Source organism: Acinetobacter sp. YH12219, assembly GCF_013417875.1.
Classification (GTDB): Bacteria; Pseudomonadota; Gammaproteobacteria; order Pseudomonadales; family Moraxellaceae; genus Acinetobacter; species Acinetobacter amyesii.
The window spans coordinates 20,354-38,128 of sequence record NZ_VPDC01000010.1; the positions used below are offsets into that span (position 1 = coordinate 20,354).

The 17,775-nt window shown below is 41.3% G+C and carries 19 protein-coding genes; 16 read left to right on the forward strand and 3 right to left on the reverse strand.

The features are described 5' to 3' along the window. Positions 1–3: 3 nt before the first annotated feature. From FTV04_RS07595 to FTV04_RS07620, 6 genes are all read left to right on the forward strand, one after another. Complete coding sequence (locus FTV04_RS07595) at positions 4–828, forward strand: undecaprenyl-diphosphate phosphatase (RefSeq protein WP_180008558.1); 825 nt, start codon at positions 4–6, stop codon at positions 826–828. Further along, positions 822–1,640, forward strand: a complete 819-nt coding sequence (locus tag FTV04_RS07600; RefSeq protein WP_218949906.1) for a class I SAM-dependent methyltransferase — start codon at positions 822–824, stop codon at positions 1,638–1,640. The genes FTV04_RS07595 and FTV04_RS07600 overlap by 7 nt, the downstream gene beginning before the upstream one ends. Before the next feature lie 125 nt (positions 1,641–1,765). Further along, positions 1,766–3,157, forward strand: coding sequence for a C13 family peptidase (locus FTV04_RS07605; protein ID WP_078192361.1), 1,392 nt, complete (start codon positions 1,766–1,768; stop codon positions 3,155–3,157). Positions 3,158–3,184: 27 nt separating this feature from the next. Next, positions 3,185–4,030: an S-formylglutathione hydrolase gene (gene fghA, locus FTV04_RS07610; RefSeq protein WP_180089163.1), complete on the forward strand. Its 846-nt coding sequence runs from the start codon at positions 3,185–3,187 to the stop codon at positions 4,028–4,030. Positions 4,031–4,162: 132 nt separating this feature from the next. After that, on the forward strand, positions 4,163–5,269 hold the full coding sequence (locus FTV04_RS07615; protein ID WP_180059824.1) for a YjgN family protein: 1,107 nt from the start codon (positions 4,163–4,165) through the stop codon (positions 5,267–5,269). 14 nt (positions 5,270–5,283) lie between these two features. Next, entirely contained in the window at positions 5,284–6,345 is a 1,062-nt protein-coding gene (locus FTV04_RS07620; protein ID WP_180089164.1) for a M48 family metallopeptidase, read from the forward strand. Positions 6,346–6,376: 31 nt separating this feature from the next. Here the strand turns inward: FTV04_RS07620 and FTV04_RS07625 are convergent, their stop codons facing one another. Beyond that, on the reverse strand, positions 6,377–6,673 hold the full coding sequence (locus FTV04_RS07625; RefSeq protein ID WP_180089165.1) for a DUF2218 domain-containing protein: 297 nt from the start codon (positions 6,671–6,673) through the stop codon (positions 6,377–6,379). A 602-nt stretch (positions 6,674–7,275) separates the two neighbouring features. Between FTV04_RS07625 and rpe the strand changes: the two genes are divergently transcribed. The 9 genes from rpe to FTV04_RS07670 all read left to right on the forward strand — a co-directional run bounded on the left by rpe (position 7,276) and on the right by FTV04_RS07670 (position 15,115). Then, positions 7,276–7,962: a ribulose-phosphate 3-epimerase gene (rpe, locus tag FTV04_RS07630; protein ID WP_078192356.1), complete on the forward strand. Its 687-nt coding sequence runs from the start codon at positions 7,276–7,278 to the stop codon at positions 7,960–7,962. A gap of 616 nt (positions 7,963–8,578) precedes the next feature. Next, entirely contained in the window at positions 8,579–9,094 is a 516-nt protein-coding gene (locus FTV04_RS07635) for a hypothetical protein (protein WP_180089166.1), read from the forward strand. A gap of 46 nt (positions 9,095–9,140) precedes the next feature. After that, a complete protein-coding gene (locus FTV04_RS07640) occupies positions 9,141–11,123 on the forward strand; it encodes a multicopper oxidase domain-containing protein (protein ID WP_180089167.1) in 1,983 nt (660 codons plus the stop codon). Then, positions 11,110–12,135, forward strand: coding sequence for a copper resistance protein B (locus FTV04_RS07645; RefSeq protein WP_257220983.1), 1,026 nt, complete (start codon positions 11,110–11,112; stop codon positions 12,133–12,135). The genes FTV04_RS07640 and FTV04_RS07645 overlap by 14 nt, the downstream gene beginning before the upstream one ends. Positions 12,136–12,436: 301 nt before the next feature. After that, positions 12,437–12,754 (forward strand): multidrug efflux SMR transporter, encoded by a 318-nt coding sequence (locus tag FTV04_RS07650; RefSeq protein ID WP_180005009.1) that lies wholly within the window; start codon positions 12,437–12,439, stop codon positions 12,752–12,754. Between the two features lie 56 nt (positions 12,755–12,810). After that, on the forward strand, positions 12,811–13,128 hold the full coding sequence (gene sugE / locus FTV04_RS07655; RefSeq protein WP_078191206.1) for a quaternary ammonium compound efflux SMR transporter SugE: 318 nt from the start codon (positions 12,811–12,813) through the stop codon (positions 13,126–13,128). A gap of 37 nt (positions 13,129–13,165) precedes the next feature. After that, complete coding sequence (locus tag FTV04_RS07660) at positions 13,166–13,648, forward strand: methylated-DNA--[protein]-cysteine S-methyltransferase (protein ID WP_168378519.1); 483 nt, start codon at positions 13,166–13,168, stop codon at positions 13,646–13,648. A 382-nt stretch (positions 13,649–14,030) separates the two neighbouring features. Further along, positions 14,031–14,684, forward strand: a complete 654-nt coding sequence (locus FTV04_RS07665; RefSeq protein WP_180089168.1) for a nuclease-related domain-containing protein — start codon at positions 14,031–14,033, stop codon at positions 14,682–14,684. A gap of 62 nt (positions 14,685–14,746) precedes the next feature. Beyond that, positions 14,747–15,115 (forward strand): SseB family protein, encoded by a 369-nt coding sequence (locus tag FTV04_RS07670; protein WP_180089169.1) that lies wholly within the window; start codon positions 14,747–14,749, stop codon positions 15,113–15,115. A gap of 56 nt (positions 15,116–15,171) precedes the next feature. Here the strand turns inward: FTV04_RS07670 and FTV04_RS07675 are convergent, their stop codons facing one another. Further along, positions 15,172–16,104: a tRNA-dihydrouridine synthase gene (locus FTV04_RS07675; RefSeq protein WP_180005012.1), complete on the reverse strand. Its 933-nt coding sequence runs from the start codon at positions 16,102–16,104 to the stop codon at positions 15,172–15,174. A gap of 449 nt (positions 16,105–16,553) precedes the next feature. On the opposite strand from FTV04_RS07675, the gene FTV04_RS07680 reads away from it, so the two are divergent. Then, positions 16,554–16,763, forward strand: a complete 210-nt coding sequence (locus FTV04_RS07680) for a cold-shock protein (RefSeq protein ID WP_067761877.1) — start codon at positions 16,554–16,556, stop codon at positions 16,761–16,763. Positions 16,764–16,914: 151 nt separating this feature from the next. Here the strand turns inward: FTV04_RS07680 and FTV04_RS07685 are convergent, their stop codons facing one another. After that, entirely contained in the window at positions 16,915–17,724 is an 810-nt protein-coding gene (locus tag FTV04_RS07685) for an inner membrane protein YpjD (protein WP_078191164.1), read from the reverse strand. Between the last annotated feature and the right edge of the window lie 51 nt (positions 17,725–17,775).

Genomic DNA, 17,775 nt, shown 5'->3' on the forward strand with positions numbered 1-17,775 from the left:
TATATGGATCTTCTACTGCTGCTCAAAGCGGCAATCATGGGTATTGTTGAAGGTATTACCGAATTTTTACCGATTTCAAGTACAGGGCATTTAATTCTGGCTTCAGAATTAATGAACTTTTGGACCAAAGAAAAAAGTGATGTTTTCGTGATCGCAATTCAAATGGGTGCGATTGCTGCGGTGATTTATGAATACTGGGGCCGCCTGTGGGGCGCAGCAACCGGTATGGTGACTGGTGAAGAAAAAGGGCGCCGTTTAGGTTTTGGCTTAATTCTCGCTTCGATTCCAATCGTGTTGATTGGTTTGACGTTTGGTCAGACGGTGAAAGAGCTGCTGTTCAATAACATTGCGATTGCTATGGGGTTGATTATCGGTGGTTTGATCATTATTTGGATCGAAAAAAATCCACCGCAAGTGCGTGCCAAAGAAGTAGAAGATTTAACCATTAAAGATGCGATTTGGATTGGTTTAATTCAAGTTTTATCTTTAATTCCAGGGACTTCACGTTCAGGCGCGACCATTATTGGTGCCATGTTCTTGGGTGTTTCTCGTAAAGCAGCCACTGAGTTTTCATTCTTTTTGGGTATTCCTGTTATTGTCGGTGCAGGTTTGCTGGATTTATATCAAAGCTATGATGTATTTCAAGGCACTCAAGATTGGACTGTGATTGCCGTTGGTTTAATCGTTTCGTTTGTCTCGGCATTACTTTTGATTCGTGCGCTTGTTGCTTATGTGGCAAAACGTGATTTCATGATTTTTGCATGGTATCGAATTGTTTCAGGTTTATTGATTTTATTGTTCGCATTTACAGGCTGGAAATTATGGTAAGCGAAATCCGCTTATACACAGAACAAGAGTTTCATGAGAAAGCACAGCAGTATTCTGCTGTGCTTTCTTCACGTGGCGTATCTGTAAATATTGAATTGATTGAAAAATTAAACGCGCGTTTTTTACGTTTAAACCCTGAACTCAGTTTGTGTGTCGATGCAGATGGTTTGTGGTTGGCGGCCAATGGCATGAAGATGCAACCCGATTGGAAAGCAGAAGTTGGGCGTTTAAAGCGAGCATCCTTAAAGTCTGAGATGATTGCACGTGCGTGTAATTTGGCTGAAAAACCACAACTTGTGGATGCAACCGCAGGGCTAGGGCACGACAGTTTATTGATGGCCCATTTGGGTGCCCATGTGACCCTTGTGGAACGTCATCCGATTTTATTTACCCTATTGGAAGACTCACATCAACGTGCACAGCAAGATGTATTTTTAAGTTCGGTTGTAGCTCGAATTGAATTGGTCTTTTCAGATTCGGCAGACTTTTTGAAACATTTGTCGACGACCAATCAAATCTTTGACGTGGTTTATCTCGATCCGATGTTTCCACAGCGAGATCAAAACCAGCAAGCTGTTAAAAAACAAGCTCAGGTCAAAAAACAAATGCAATTGTTACATTTGCTGTTACCTGAAGATGGTGAAATGGATTTAGGTGATAATTTACTGGATTTAGCACAAAAAATTGCTAAACGTGTCGTGGTTAAACGTCCACGATTGGCGGTTTTTTTAGCGAATCAAGAGCCGCAACATCAGTGGCAAGGTGATGCTTGTCGCTTTGATGCATATTTCCAACATGATCTTGTGACTTAAAATGATATTTGCTTCAATATTGTTCAAAGATTTGTTATATAGTTAAAAAATAGCATTGCTAAAAACGACATCAGGCATAAAATTATTTGTGCAATTAAGCGAGCCAAGGCCACCATCAGAACTCTATGATTGATTTCAAACCCTCCATCAATTTTTGGCATGATTTTAAAAGCAACCAAACTGCGGGGATGTGGTTATTTTTGGGGTCTCGTCGTTCTTTACAAATCGTTCGACCATCGATTTTACAATTGGTGTTTTGGGGGATTTTAGGTGGTTGTGCCAACAGTTTATTTAGTTGGCTCAGCACGGGGCGTATTGGCGAATTTAATGCCCAAGGTCTCATTAGCTACGCATTGTGGCCATTTATTGCTTTAATCGTGGGGATTTTCCTGTCACAACGTGTGAATAATCCACGGTTAATGTTGGTCCCAGCATTGCTCTGGTTGGTGCTTGATACGCACATCATGCTGTTTCAATGTTTGATTCAATATATGGGAGATCTCGATTTTCTCCCATACTTCCTATATGACTACATTCCAACGTTATTCATTATTCTATTTGTTTGGCAAAGTCTAGCTGTCGTTTGGGTATTTTCACGTGAACTGAAATGGCCATGGTGGGAGCGAGCACTGATTATGGGTGCGACGCTATTTACTTTGGTCGTGTGGCAAGTCTCAGTCAAAGATCAGCCGATTTGGAAAGTGGAAGAAGTTCCACCAAGCTTTGCTGAAGATGCCTTCTATGCACAAAGCCGTTTGCTCAATAAATCTTTAGACGCAGTGGAATATGGTGAATTTGCCCAATCCCATTGGTACTTCTTAGGGGTGGCTGGTGCGAGTTATCAAGATGTCTTTAAACTGGAAATTGAACGGATTAAAGAACAGTTTGATACACGTTTTGGCACCTATGGGCGTTCGGTTGAGCTTATCAATAACCCCGCAACGCGTACTGAAATTCCGCTGGCATCTAAAACCAGTATGGAGTTGGCGCTGCGTCGTATTGGTCAACAGATGAACCGAGAAAGTGACGTCTTATTTTTATATATGACCTCACACGGTTTACCTAATGTCTTTGAAATGGAAAATGCACCTTTGGATTTGGCGCAAGTCGATCCTAAATGGTTAAAAGAAGCCTTGGATGCATCCGGAATTCGTTGGCGTGTAATTGTGATTTCTTCATGTTATTCAGGCAGTTTTATTCCAGCACTGCAAAATGATAATACTTTAATTATTACTGCATCGGCAGCTGATCGACAGTCTTTTGGCTGTTCGAATGAAGCTGAATACACTTATTTTGGCCGTGCGTTCTTTGATCAGGCGATGCGTGAACAGACCAGTATTCAAGCGGCATTTAATGAAACCAAAGCGACTGTTGCGAAATGGGAAGCAGCGCAGGGTTTCGAACCTTCTGAACCTCAGTGGTCGATGGGGAAAAACATGGCATTAATGTTGCCTCAATTAGAACAACGATTGTTCCCGCCGACGACTACTGCACCGGCTACGACGGTTACGCCTTAAAAGATTAAAAAGTTTAGGATAAAGATCATGGAATTAGTACAACGAAATACCTGTTTTGCGGGTGAGCAGCGCATTTATCAATTGGATTCTTCAAGTCTAAAGACCACGACAAAGTTTGGTATTTTTCTGCCAGAAGCAGCCTTACAAGGCCAAGCGTGTCCTGCATTGTTTTATTTGGCTGGATTAACCTGTACCGAAGAAACCTTTGTCATTAAAGCGCATGCACAGCGTTTAGCTGCGCAGCTCGGCCTGATTTTAATCAGCCCTGATACTTCTCCACGTGGGGAACAGGTAGCGCAAGGCGATCATTGGGATATTGGGCAGGGTGCGGGCTTTTATATTAATGCAACGGAACAACCGTGGGCCGAGCATTATCAAATGGAACGTTTTCTTACTGAAGAATTGTATTCGCTGGTACAGACTGAATTTCCGGTACAAAAAGCTGCGATTGGCATATTCGGACATAGTATGGGCGGCCATGGTGCATTAACTTTAGCGTTGAAGCATCCTGACCTGTTTAAATCGGTTTCTGCTTTTGCACCGATTTGTGCGCCGAGTCAGTGTCCATGGGGTGAAAAAGCGTTTAGTCAATATCTAGGTTCAGACCGTCAGCAGTGGCTTTCGCATGATGCTACAGCTTTAGTGCAAACTAAAGGGGCTTTGTTTAAAGCCATTTTGATTGACCAAGGCATTGATGATCAATTTTATAGCCAGTTAAATCCGATGTTGTTTCAGCAAGCGTGTGAGCAAGTTGGGCAGCCACTCGAACTGCGTGAACATGTTGGCTATGATCATGGGTATTATTTTATTCAAAGTTTTATGGACGATCATTTGCAATTTCACGCTGTCCAATTGCAAACAGTAGTTCATTAATTTAAAAGCCAGTGGTTAAAAAAATATTGAGGCATAGCTTGCTTTGATATACGTATAAATAAAGCATGGTGATGTGCATTGCCATGCAAATGAATAAATTCGACATACCAAAAAAAATAATTTAGGGTACTTATGCAAAATTCACAAATGGAAACGCCGCTTCCGCCAGAGCTGCCCGTGATGAATTCACCGAGTCTATTTGGTGAGACAGAACAGGCTGATGTTTTGGGACGAAATTATCATTTTAGGTTTAAAGGTAATGCGTCTGAATATTTCGGTATTTGGATCGTAAATATCTTACTGACAATTGTCACGCTTGGACTTTATGCGCCTTGGGCAAAGGTCCGCCGTTTACGTTATTTTTACGGTAATACTTGGGTATTTCAGCGTCGTTTTGACTTTACTGGTTTGCCTACAAAAATTTTAGTTGGACGCATCATTGCGCTAGTGGTCTATGGTGGTTTCTCTTTTGCTGCAAAATATTCTTGGGAAGCTTTCTTAGCGGGCTTTGTCCTGATCTTTTTCGCAGTTCCTTGGCTCATTCGATCTACGATTCGTTTCCGTGCTCGCAACAGTAAGTTTAGTAATAGCCGATTCTTTTTTTCAGGGACAAATAAAAGCGCGTATTGGTGCTTTGTTAAATGTCTTGCAGTGGTTGTCTTTACCCTTGGTTTGTTTACACCAGTTGCGGTCTGGCTATATAAACGTGAATGTCTGAATCATTTGTATCTGGGTCAGTTGAAATTTAATCTGAATAATACTTGGGGCGATTATATGCGTGCCATGTATGTGCCTTTATTTCTGTTTATGGGCTTTGGTGCATTGCTAGCAGTAATCTTTGCGATATTGTTTGGTAGCTCAGATGGTTTAAATGACGCATCTTATGTCTTCATTATTTTTGGTATGTATTTGATTGGCTACATGTTTATTTGGCCACTCACAGCTGCACGTATATTTATTACTACTTGGAATAACACTACTTTGAGCCGCAGTCAGTTTCATACGGACTGTAATCAATGGCGCTATGCATGGATTGTCTTGAGCAATTGGTTGGCTAAAGTGATTAGCCTCGGTTTACTGACACCATGGGCAGTTGTACGACTATATAAATATCAGACTGAATCTTTGCACTTAATGTTGGTCGATGATCCAGACCAATTACAAAATCAAATGCAGCAAGATCACAATGCGATTGCTGAAGAATTATCCGATATTTTTGACCTAGATATTTCCTTATAACGCAGGTGAATTACATGAAAACATCAGTAGTGAATGCAACCTATTATGATGGGAAAGTGTCAAAACCCTTTGTTGCTCAAATCAGCGCAGATGGGGAACATGCTGTGATTGTGCGTTATGGTCAAGACCTAGAACAAACACAGCATTACACCTATCAAGATATGACGCTGATCGGTGCTTTGGGTGATATTCAGCCAGTGATCGAGTTAAAGAACGATGCTCGTTTAGAGTTTCATCAACCCTTGCCAGAGTGGTTTAATCTAGATGTAAAGTCGCGTTGGCATTCGATTTGGAAGTTAGAGCGTTCACCTTCTCTAATCATTTTTAGTGTGATTTTCGTGGTGGCGTTTGCTTTTGTATTGATTAAATGGGGAATACCAGCAGCGTCACATGTGGTGGCCAACCAACTTCCTGAGACAGCTTTAAAGAGTTGGGGTGATCAGGCGGAAAAATATATTATTGATATGACTGAACCCACGAAATTGCCACAAGCACGTCAAGACAAGCTGAAGCAAGAATATCAACAATTGGTGGCTGAAAATCGACCTGCGAAGTTGTTATTCCGTGGTGGTGGTAGCATCGGTGCAAATGCATTGGCGATACCCAATAACACCATTATCGTGACAGATGAGTTGGTTAAACTAGCGAAAAATGATTATGAGCTCATAGGTGTGCTTGCACATGAGCAGGGGCATTTAGTTCAACGCCATAGTTTGCAGCAAAGTTTGTCAGGTTTAGGCATCAGTATTATTTTGTTGATGATTACAGGGGATGGCTCTGACATTCTCACCAGTTTGCCAGTGGCTGCGGTAGGTGCAAGTTACTCACGAGACTTTGAATCAGAAGCAGATTTATATGCCTTAAAACAACTTTCAAAACATCAAATTCCAACGGCACATTTTGCAAACTTCTTACAACGTATGGAGGATGAAGCTGATGGTGAAACAGCAAAAGAGAAAGGTGCAAAGGATGAAACTGCCAAAGATCAGAGATCTTGGACAGACTTTTTTGAGTCACATCCAGCGACGAAAGCCCGTATTGATGCAGTCAGAAATTATCAATCACATCAGCATTGAGTGAAAGGCTTTGACAATATGGCGACGTAGACTATGGTTCGCGTTGCCATGTTGCACTGAGTTCTTCTTGTCCCATGCGGATCAAATGATCTAATACCACATGTTCCAATTGATCTAGATTTGTGCTTGGATCTTGGGCTGAAATCACCACGTCTAAAAACGCAGCTTGTGGTAGAAGGCTAACCTCTGCAGACGGTAGTTGAATCTTGAATGCAGTATTTTCTCCAATGAGCTGTTCATTGACTTCAAATTTATGTTTCCAATGATTGACTAAGCGCTTAGCAACACGTGCTGCTTGGGTGGTGGTGATTTGTGTTGAGCTTTTCATAGATGCAATTTTATTGTTAAGTTGTCAGTCCTTTAACTTAGCAAAGTACATAGATGCTCGTTAAGTCTAAATATGCAACGCTGTGTTTCTATCCCTGAGATCTTTATCCATATTAATCACTGATGTTACGCACGCAAAAAATAATTTTGCATTTTTAAAATGATATTTAAGTCAATTCGACGGAGTCTTACATCTAGGGCTTAAATAAAGGGATTAGCCTTCGGCTGGAGGTACTCTTACGAAACGATGTTTCTCATTAGGCAAAATGAGATGCGAAGCTTCGCAAGGAAACCATCTTGCGGAGCAATGCTCCTCACCGCAAAACTCGCTCTCTAGCGTCTATTTATTTAGAGTATTGCAAAAAAATTTGATGAGAAGTAGTGCTGTCTCAAACAAATGCGGATGACGTTACCGCGTATCTTTCTTTTATTTGAACCAATTACGCTTCTGATATTACTGCGTAACATCAGTTCATCCTAGGTTTTTTTATTATAGAGATCTCAATCATCAGTATCGAAAAAACGACTGAGGGCGTGGGCAGCGAATAGGGGGACAATTTGCTATAATGCGTCAATCACTCCCTTTTCAAAGCTAGGTTTTTCATGTCCAAGCCATTCTTAATCGCACCTTCAATTTTGTCAGCAGACTTTGCGCGCTTAGGTGAAGAAGTTGAAAACGTTCTAGAAGCCGGTGCAGATGTTGTTCATTTCGATGTCATGGATAATCATTATGTACCGAACTTAACTTTTGGTGCGGGCGTTTGTAAGGCATTGAAAAAATACGGCATTAAGGCGCCAATTGATGTGCATCTAATGGTTTCGCCGGTAGACCGTATGATTGGTGATTTCTTGGAAGCTGGCGCAGATATCATCACTTTCCACCCAGAAGCGACTGACCACATTGACCGCTCTTTACAGTTAATCAAATCTGGCGGTGCGCAAGCGGGCTTGGTGTTTAACCCTGCGACACCTCTGCATTATTTAGACTACGTTTTAGATAAAGTTGACCAAGTCTTGTTGATGAGTGTGAACCCAGGTTTTGGTGGTCAAAAGTTCATTCCAATGACCTTGGAAAAGCTGCGTCAAGCACGAAAAATTATTGATGCTTCAGGTCGTGATATTCGCTTAGAAGTGGATGGTGGTGTTACTCCAGCCAATATCCGTGACATTGCTGAAGCTGGTGCAGATATGTTTGTGGCTGGTTCAGCGATTTTTGGTAAGCCTGATTATAAAGCTGTAATTGATGACATGCGTTCAGAGTTGGCAAAAGTGCATGCTCAAGAGGCTTAAGTCTTTGGGTATAAGTTATTCCTTGCTTGTGGATAACTATATGGATAACTGTATGGATATCTGTGTAGATAACTATATGGATAACTTGGATAAATTATAAACGATTGTGCATCAATGGTTTAATAATTAGACGTATTAAGTATAAAAAGGACTCAGTTGAGTCCTTTTTTTTATGGGGTAAAGTGTTTGAAATGCTGTATGTTTATTAATCTATGGTAAATAATTAATCAGTTTAAAAAATAACTTTTATGTTTTAATTGGAAGATATGCGCTGATTTTTATGACAGCGCAATAAATTTAAAACTGTTGTGAATAACTTCACAATTAATTATGCTGTTAGCAACTATTGAGATAAGCTGCGACTGGCAAAACACATCATCGATCGCACTGGATAGTGCTTTTAGATATTTCTGAAAGTATCGTTCATGATGGATAAATAGGTCGAGCTGCATGTCATGTTGATACGAATGTCATGTGATTGCATTTGAATCGTAAATAATATCATCGTGGTGTTTCATTCGGATTTCAGCTGAACTGATCGCGTGATGTTTCTAAAGATGTGTTAATAGGGACATGTTGTCACATGTACATCATTGGGTTGAATTAGGGTACTAAATTGTTCAATTTTTTGCGTAAGCATCTTGGCTTTGCTTGGCTCATGGCGTTTGTCATGGGGTGGAGCAGTGTGGTCAGTGCACAGCAAAATTTTCAACATCAACAAATGATGACTGCGAATGCCCATCAGGCATCAGTTCATGCAGCACATACTGATCCTTCACATTCAAATATAGCAAATTGCCATCAAAATCAGCGGCAAGCTGTTCCAGAGCATGCAGCACATCATGGCAAGCAAGCAACACCTAAAGTCATTTCAATGATGGATTGTCATCAATCTTTAGATGCGACATCTGCACTGCAAGATGGTCAGGTGCATCATTCAACGACACAAAGTACAGACTGTCAGGACTGTACACTCGCACATTGCCAAATCAGTACCTCTTATCTCGATAGCGCATTGGTTGCATTGCAAACCGTCAATGTGCATCTTTATGCAGAACCTCCTCGTTTTATTTTTGCTGGACAGCATTTAAAAGGCTTTTGGCAAGAAATTCTAAGACCTCCGCAAGCTTAACCTGAGTTTTAAATACGTTTTTTCGTTATTTTATAAAGGTTAAGTCATGTCTAATTTATTTAAGTCAGGCCTCGTGCTCGGGGTGTGTCTGCTGTCTCCAACGTGGGCGTTTGCAGCCATTAAAGAATATCATCTGAATATTGATGAAAAGACCATCAATTTGACTGGTAAAGCGGTCAAGAAAATCAGTGTCAATGGTCAGTTTCCAGCCCCTTTACTGGAGTTTGAAGAAGGCGATGATGCGGTCATCTATGTGCATAATCAGCTCAAAAAACAAAATACCTCGGTGCATTGGCATGGTCTATTGCTGCCCGGTTTAATGGATGGTGTACCCGGCTTTAATGGTTTCAATGAAATTCAGCCGGATGGTAGCTTTACTTATAAATTTAAAGTCCGTCAAAGCGGAACGTATTGGTATCACGCGCATTCCAAAGGCCAAGAACAAGACGGATTGTATGGCGCTTTGGTAATTTATCCGAAAGGTAAACAAGCACTTGCCGTACATGAACAGACGCAACGTGATTATGTGGTCATGCTGTCGGATTTTCATGAATCATCTAGCGCTCAGATCATGGCAAATTTGAAAAAGTCTGCCGAATACTATCAAAATCAACGTGAAACAGTTTCAGATGTATGGACGCAAATTAAACGAACGGGTTTAAAAAACACTTGGCAAGATCGTTCGATGTGGAATCAGATGCGTATGCTGAAAACGGATTTGTCTGATGTCACGGGTTATACGTTTTTAGTGAATGGCAAAACACCACAGCAGAACTGGACGGGGATGTTTAAGCCCAATGAAAAAGTCAGACTTCGTTTTGTAAATGCTGCGGCTATGTCGTTTTTTGATGTGCGTATTCCTCAGCTCAAAATGACGGTGGTCAGTGCAGACGGTCAAGCGGTCAAACCAGTCGATGTTGATGAATTCCGTATTGGTGCAGCGGAAACCTACGATGTGATCGTAGAGCCTAAGTCTGCGCATTATCAGATTGAAGCTGAATCGATTGATCGGACAGGATTTGCGATAGGCACTTTACATGATGAAACGCAGCCTCAGCACTCAGGCATTCACATGCCAAAAGCTCGACCACGCGCTTTGTTGACCATGGAAGATATGGGCCATGGTTCAATGTCGGATATGGACCATAGCAACATGGGACATACTGCTACAGGTTCAACCCAAACTTCAGCAAGCCAGCAAGCGAATGCTCATGAGCACAGCGCGCATACTGTCAATCCATCAAATATTCAGCCGAATCAAGCACATGATCATGCTGCAATGGGGCATGACATGGACCATTCCCCAATGCCTGCGCATACTACTATGCAGCATCCAGAGATGCATAAACAGAACATGTCTGATTCAGCGTATGCCAATATGGATCATAGCGTGATGGATCATTCCTCTATGAACCACTCTTTAATGGATTCATCAACGAAGCATGATATGCATACAGCGATGGAACATGCACAGTCTAAAGAGGAGAAGCAGGCAGTTGAAAATTCAGAAATGGTTATGGGCTGGGCCAATGCTTCAACACCTGTCGGTGACAAGGCGCTGCAATATAGTGATTTAAAAGCGTTAACCCCGCAGCCTGATACACGTGAAGCGACGCAAGATTTGGTCATTCATTTGGGTGGAACGATGGAACGCTACATGTGGACCATGAATGGCAAAAAATTCAGTGAAGCCGAACCACTTCAGGTGAAATATGGTGAACGAATTCGACTGAAATTTGTCAATGACAGCATGATGGCGCATCCGATGCATTTACATGGCATGTTTATGCAATTGGAAAATGGGCAAGTGTCTTCTGAAATGCCAAATAAACATACGGTGATTGTGCCGCCGGGGAAAACTGTCACGGCTCTGTTAACGGCCAATGAATTAGGGGAATGGGCGATTCATTGTCACTTGCTGTATCACATGTCTGCAGGGATGATGAATAAACTTGTGGTCGCAAAGGTCGCAGAGAATACTAAAACGGCATCTGTGCCGCAAAAGGAGGTGTCTCATGCGCATCATTAAACCATGCACGTATACGGTATTGAGTTTAGCTTTGGCATCGGTCACTCAAATGACCATGGCGCAAGATGCACATCGCAGCATGCCAATGTCAGCTCAACATGAGTCGCCCTCACATGATTCGTCGCATCAAGTGATGCAAACAAGGATCGAATCGAACAAGATGGAGCATACTGCAGAACATGCAGAACATGCAGAACATGCAGAACATGCAGAACATGCAGAACATGCAGAACATGCAGAACATGCAGAACATGCAGAACATGCAGAACATGCAGAACATGCAGAACATGCAGAACATGCAAATGCATCATCTATTGCGTCACGTGCTGCTTCTGCGCAGCACCCTGTTGATCATAAGCGTGAACATGGTGGACAGATTTATCAAGCGACTGAGATAGACAATCGATGGCTCAATAATGCCGATGGCCGTGGAAGTTTAAAGACCGAAATTGAGAGTCGAATCGGGACCGATGAAAATAAGCTCTTCATCAAATTACATGCGGATAAAGCAGAATCTCAAGACGCTGATTATGCGGCTCAAGTGATGTATAGCCGTATGATCTCCGACTTTTGGGATGCGCAAATTGGTGCACGTTATCGGGTCGATGAACATCAAGTGATGGACAAGGAACAGTTAGATGCTGTGGTGGGTCTGCATGGTCTGGCACCGTATTTCTTTGAAACCGATGCTTATTTATATCTTGGTGCAGATAAACAGGTCAGTTTTTCTTTAGAAATCGAACGTGATTTGCTGCTGACGCAAAAATTGATTTTAAAACCATATTTGAACCTAGATGTGGTGCTGAGTGATGACTCTGCTTATGCACAAAAAACAGGACTCAGTTCTGTATGGCTAGGGCTAGAAACACGCTATGAAATCAATAAAAAGTTAATGCCCTTTATCGATGTTGCTTACAGCTACGAAAAAGGAAATCAGCATACGGCATGGCAAGCTGAAACTAGAAGTGAAAAACAATGGTGGTATGGCGCAGGACTTCGTCTGAAGTTCTAATCTGCGAATAGACCAAATAAAGAGGGCATCATCAACAGGTTTTGTGATGCCTTTTTTTTATGTCTGAATCTATCCTTTGAACAGACATGCTATGTTTTGGCGCAAATCATCTGCACTAGAGTTTTACTCAACTGAATAACGCCCTGAATTTGGTCAAAAAATGTAAAGACTGCACTAAAATTCAGCATATTTGCTATACTGAGACAATATTCGGAGGAACGACCTCCCTTACATCTTTGATCAAAGCCAGTAAGAAAAATCGTCAGGACGACCTGACTCTACTAATATGGAGGAAGGCATCATGGCCTGGGTTGTTCTGGTATTCGCTGGTATTTTTGAAATCGTTTGGGCCTATTCGATGAAGCTCTCAGAAGGCTTTACAAAACTTGGCCCAAGTTTAGTCACTTTATTTTTTATGATCCTGAGCTTTGGTTTATTAGCCTATGCCATGAAAACGTTGCCTCTGGGAACAGCTTATACCATTTGGACAGGAATCGGCGCGATTGGCTCATTTCTCGTGGGTATTTTTATACTCGGTGAGCCTGCAACTGCTATGCGGATGTTAGCCACAGTACTGATCATTTCTGGTCTAATCTTGATGAAATTATCTTCAAGTTAATATGTTCTAAAGCACAGAGGTAAAAGCCTTTTGTGCTTTTTTTTATGGGTAAAAATATGGCTTGGGTTTTATTAATTGTAGCGGGATTGCTTGAGGTGGTCTGGGCATATTGTATGAAAGTCTCTGAAGGCTTTAGCAAACTGACGCCAAGTATTTTGACCATTGTTTTCATGATCGCAAGTTTCGCTTTGTTGTCTTATGCAATGAAATCCTTACCGCTGGGTACAGCCTATACAGTATGGACAGGCATTGGTGCAGTGGGTTCATTTATCCTCGGCATCGTTGTATTGGGTGAGCCTGCCAATGCCATGCGTATGCTAGCTGCGGTCCTGATTATTTCAGGACTAGTCTTGATGAAATTATCGTCCTCCTGAATAATGAAGTGTTGCGATTTTGAGCTTGGAGTATGTCATGCAACTTTCTTATCAGTTTTTAGATTCACCCGTTGGACAATTAAAACTTGTTGCACATGAAACCGCATTGGTGGCTGTTCTTTGGGAAAATGAAAACCCTAATCGTGTGCGATTGGCGGCTTTGGTTGAAGATCTGCAACACCCGATTTTGCTCAAAACCGCACAGCAATTAAATGAATATTTTGCAGGTAAAAGACAGCAATTTGACTTGCCGCTAGACTTTGAAGGCACCGCATTTCAGCAACAAGTTTGGCAAGCTTTACTGACGATTCCTTTTGGAGAAACTCGCAGCTATAAACAAATTGCAGAGCAGATCGGCAATGTCAAAGCCGTACGTGCTGTCGGTGCAGCCAATGGTAAAAATCCAATTTCAATTATTGCACCTTGTCATCGTGTCGTGGGCGCAAATGGAAAATTAGTGGGTTTTGCGGGTGGTCTAGAAAATAAAGAAATATTGTTAAAAATTGAGAAATTACAATAAAATAGAAAATATACTTATTTAATTGATGTTACGCAGTAACATCAAAGCACAATTCGCTTCAAAGAAAGAACGATACGCGTTAACGTCATCCGCAAGTGTTTGAGACAGGATGCCGCCTAATCAAAAATGTTTTTGCGATGCTTTGAATAATTTGACGGTGGTGAACGAGTTTTGCGGTGAGGAGCATTGCTCCGCAAGATGGTTTCCTTGCGAAGCTTCGCTTCTCATTTTGCCGAAACAAAAGTACCTCCAGCCGAAGGCTAATCCCTTTATTTAAACCCTAGATGTAAGACTCCGGCGAATAGGCTTAAAAATCATTTTAAAAATGCGAAATTACTTTTATGTGGGTAACATCAGTAATTTAAAGTAATGAATCAAATCAATGAATCTTTCTCAAATTTTTGCCCCCCTCATTTCGACGTTTTGGTGGCTAATTCCATTGTTACTGATTGTGGGGGCAATCAAAGCATTTAAACCATATTTAAAGGGGAAAATGGGGGAGTTTGCTGTCACCGTTCATGTCAAACTTTATTTGAAAGACCATTATATATTGTTAAATGATTTGACCTTACCAGATGGCGAGGGAGCTACGACTCAGATTGATCATCTTCTTTTAAGCCCTTTTGGTGTGTTTGTGATTGAAACTAAAAACTATAAGGGCTGGATTTTTGGGAGCGAGAGACAAAAACAATGGACGCAAAAGATTTATAAAAAAAGTTTTAAATTTCAAAATCCGATTCACCAAAATTATAAACATATGAAAGTGTTAGAGCAGGTGTTGAGCGATATTGTGGATAAAGACAATATGCATTCTGTGATTGTTTTTATGCCTGAAGCGGTGTTTAAAACAGAGATGCCGCCGAATGTATTTCTGGGTACAGCTTGGGTGGACTATGTTCAAACTTTTCAGCAACCGGTGATCTCTGAAATGAAACTTAAACGAATACAGTTGCGTTTAGAAAAAGAAATTTTAGAAAAATCGTGGAAAACAAATCGACAGCACATTGAAGATTTAAATCAACGACATAATTCATAAACTTCCTGTATGCTGTGGATTGTGAACAGTATCTGAATGATAAAAATAGACGGACAATAACAATGAACGACACGCTGCAACATCTTTATGAATCGACTTTAGATCATCCTGAGCAATACCAAGACTTTTATCAGAAACTTTTAGCTAGCCAAGTGTATTGTTTGGGTGAGCGTGATGCTGAGCAGCATCTGCATTTTCAATTGATGGAAACGGAGCAGGGCGAGCAAGCCATTCCATTCTTTCTGAGTCTTGCGATGCTTCAACAGGATGTTGGCGCAGATGCAGAGTTTGTCATGATCAGTGCTGAAAAATTATTTGCGATTACCAAAGGCGCAAGCTTGGTGATGAACCCGACTTCGGAACACCCAAAAGAGTTTTTGGCAGATGAGATCGATGCAATTTTAGAGTTTGCAAAACAACAAAGCCTTTGAACACTGTAGGTGTGTTCAAAGGCTTTGCGGCTACGCTGAGATATGTGTTTTAAAACTTACATACCGGCTTTGAGTTTTTCCACGATTTCATCGAGTGGTTTGACACGTTTTACTTCATCCCAAAGGACTTTGGCTTCTGGATAGTGCTTCGACATCATGCCGAGCCATTGTTTATAACGACCGACCATATTCATTTCTTTCTTATACGAGCCATTTAAGAAACGAATTTGTAAGCCAAGTAGTTCATGCCATGTAATCAGCGGCTCATCGGTATTACGACGGATACACTGTGTAATGTCAGGAGTGGTCACCGCAGCACGACCAATCATTAGGTCTTCACAACCGGATTCGAGTTGGCACTGTTTGGCATCGGCATTATTCCAAATTTCACCGTTGGCAATCACATTGATTTTCAATGCTTCACGAATGGGTTGCAACTGATCCCAAAAGGCAGGCGGGGTATAACCATCGGCTTTGGTTCGCGCATGGACTGTAACCCATGCAGCTCCGGCATCTTCGATGGCATGCGCATTTTCCATAGTGAAGTTACGGTCCATATAGCCCAAACGCATTTTTGCCGATACAGGAATATGACTCGGAACGGCGTCACGCACAGCTTTGACTAGCTCATACACCACTTCAGGTTCATCTAGCAGAACTGAACCGCCACGGTGGCGGTTGACGGTTTTTGCAGGGCAACCAAAGTTCATATCAATTGCAGGGGCACCAAGTTCTACCGCGCGTACAGCATTTGCCGCGAGCATAGTGGGATTGTTACCTAAGAACTGCACATGAACCGGTGTTCCTGCTGCAGTTTTGCCCTCATTGTTTAGTTCAGGACAATAGCTATGATAAATATGGTCGGGCAGGACAGAGTCCGTGACACGGATAAACTCGGTTACACACCAGTCAAAACTCCCCACATGCGTCAACACATCTCGCATAATTGGGTCGGTTAAGCCTTCCATCGGCGCAAGAACAAGTTTCACGGTCACACAGCCAAAAATTGAAAAACGGAGTTATACGTGGTTTTGAAAGGGATGTCTAGGTTTTGTGCTTCTGGTGACGCGGAATACGAAATCACAAAATTTTATGTAATTATTTGGTGAAATTAGGACCAAAGTCGTAAAGTCTTGACTGACATAAAACTTAAACAATAAAATGAGTAAATACAGATGGATAGTAATAATAAGAAGATGGCTTTTACTGTTGTTTTTTAATGGAATCAACAACATATACTGTGCTTGAATCTTTTAAGATTTCATGTATGATGGCTGCAACTAGAAAAAAAGTATTGTTTCGTAAATTTTCTTTAAGTATCGCAGTGTTAGTCATAATCCTTCGTTTTTTACAGAAATGAAGTTCAATTCTTTATTATTTTCCAAGTTATAGTCAGTCATCATCCAATGGCTAAATCAACAAATTAATAGGTATTATTATGTCTAATACAGTTACTGGTACAGTTAAATGGTTCAACGAAACTAAAGGTTTCGGTTTTATTGCACAAGACAACGGTCCTGACGTTTTTGCTCACTTCAGCGAAATCACTGGTTCTGGCTTCAAAACTTTGCAAGAAGGCCAAAAGGTTTCTTTCAGCATCGCTCAAGGTCAAAAAGGCCCGAATGCTGTAAACATCGTTGCTCTATAATTTAGACGTAATGAAAAAAAAGCGCTGTATAGCGCTTTTTTTATGCCTGTTATTTCTGTGTGAATAATCAAGCTATAAAAAAAGAGAGCCTTAGCTCCCTTCGTAATAAAACTTACTTCTTTATAAAACTTAAAATCGTTTCATCGTCGACTTAGCGGCCTAAAACCATTTCTAAAATAAACTTAGAACCAATAAAGCCGACTGCCAAGAGACAAAAACCAATAATGGTAAAGCGAATGGCTTTTTGACCACGCCAGCCGAATCGATAATGCCCAATGAGCAAGGCACCATAGACGAACCATGAAATGATGCTAAAGGCAGTTTTATGCGCCAAATGCTGTGCAAAGAAGTTATCGATGGTGAAGAAACCAAACCCAAGTGCCACGGTCAGTAGTGCAAATCCAGCAATCAATAAATCAAATAGCAAAGATTCCATGGCTTGGAAGGATGGAAGCAGACTCACCCATACACGCTTTTTCTGCTTGTTTTTTAGTTCACGGTCTTGTAAACGCAAAATAACCGCTTGAATTGTTGCCATCAGCAGGACGGCATATGCGGAAAGTGACAAAATAATATGGATGTCTAAACCCAGTGAATGTTGTTCTATAAATTGATTTTGTCGACTAAATGCAAAGCCCAAAATCAATCCCGTCGCTGCCACAGGAATGCCCAACAGGTTCATTGCCAGCACAGGTCGATAGGTACTAAATAACACACTGAGTAATAGCATGAGACCTGAAGTAAATGACATCAGGTTGAACACGTCATAGTTGACACCCATAGGCGTCAACATATCGTTATATAAAACACCTGCATGCAATAACATGCCTAAACCAAGTACAACACCAATAAACCAATGGTTCGGCGCACGTTTAGACATTAAATGGCTGAATAAATACCAAAAAGACGTGGTATAAGCGATTAATGCTAGGATCGTGTAAACCAAGGGGAGACTGATCATGTCAAACCTTTTTCAGGATGTTGAATATTCATTTATATAAATTCTGCAAGA

Excerpts from the sequence above, each read along its gene's own strand:
- FTV04_RS07645 (WP_257220983.1), top strand. The coding sequence starts at position 11,110 with ATGCGCATCATTAAACCATGCACGTATACGGTATTGAGTTTAGCTTTG.
- FTV04_RS07665 (WP_180089168.1), top strand. The coding sequence starts at position 14,031 with ATGAATCTTTCTCAAATTTTTGCCCCCCTCATTTCGACGTTTTGGTGG.
- FTV04_RS07625 (WP_180089165.1), bottom strand. The coding sequence starts at position 6,673 with ATGAAAAGCTCAACACAAATCACCACCACCCAAGCAGCACGTGTTGCT.
- FTV04_RS07680 (WP_067761877.1), top strand. The coding sequence starts at position 16,554 with ATGTCTAATACAGTTACTGGTACAGTTAAATGGTTCAACGAAACTAAA.
- FTV04_RS07660 (WP_168378519.1), top strand. The coding sequence starts at position 13,166 with ATGCAACTTTCTTATCAGTTTTTAGATTCACCCGTTGGACAATTAAAA.
- FTV04_RS07605 (WP_078192361.1), top strand. The coding sequence starts at position 1,766 with ATGATTGATTTCAAACCCTCCATCAATTTTTGGCATGATTTTAAAAGC.
- FTV04_RS07620 (WP_180089164.1), top strand. The coding sequence starts at position 5,284 with ATGAAAACATCAGTAGTGAATGCAACCTATTATGATGGGAAAGTGTCA.
- FTV04_RS07600 (WP_218949906.1), top strand. The coding sequence starts at position 822 with ATGGTAAGCGAAATCCGCTTATACACAGAACAAGAGTTTCATGAGAAA.
- FTV04_RS07685 (WP_078191164.1), bottom strand. The coding sequence starts at position 17,724 with ATGATCAGTCTCCCCTTGGTTTACACGATCCTAGCATTAATCGCTTAT.
- FTV04_RS07615 (WP_180059824.1), top strand. The coding sequence starts at position 4,163 with ATGCAAAATTCACAAATGGAAACGCCGCTTCCGCCAGAGCTGCCCGTG.
- sugE (WP_078191206.1), top strand. The coding sequence starts at position 12,811 with ATGGCTTGGGTTTTATTAATTGTAGCGGGATTGCTTGAGGTGGTCTGG.
- FTV04_RS07650 (WP_180005009.1), top strand. The coding sequence starts at position 12,437 with ATGGCCTGGGTTGTTCTGGTATTCGCTGGTATTTTTGAAATCGTTTGG.
- fghA (WP_180089163.1), top strand. The coding sequence starts at position 3,185 with ATGGAATTAGTACAACGAAATACCTGTTTTGCGGGTGAGCAGCGCATT.
- FTV04_RS07595 (WP_180008558.1), top strand. The coding sequence starts at position 4 with ATGGATCTTCTACTGCTGCTCAAAGCGGCAATCATGGGTATTGTTGAA.
- FTV04_RS07640 (WP_180089167.1), top strand. The coding sequence starts at position 9,141 with ATGTCTAATTTATTTAAGTCAGGCCTCGTGCTCGGGGTGTGTCTGCTG.
- FTV04_RS07670 (WP_180089169.1), top strand. The coding sequence starts at position 14,747 with ATGAACGACACGCTGCAACATCTTTATGAATCGACTTTAGATCATCCT.
- rpe (WP_078192356.1), top strand. The coding sequence starts at position 7,276 with ATGTCCAAGCCATTCTTAATCGCACCTTCAATTTTGTCAGCAGACTTT.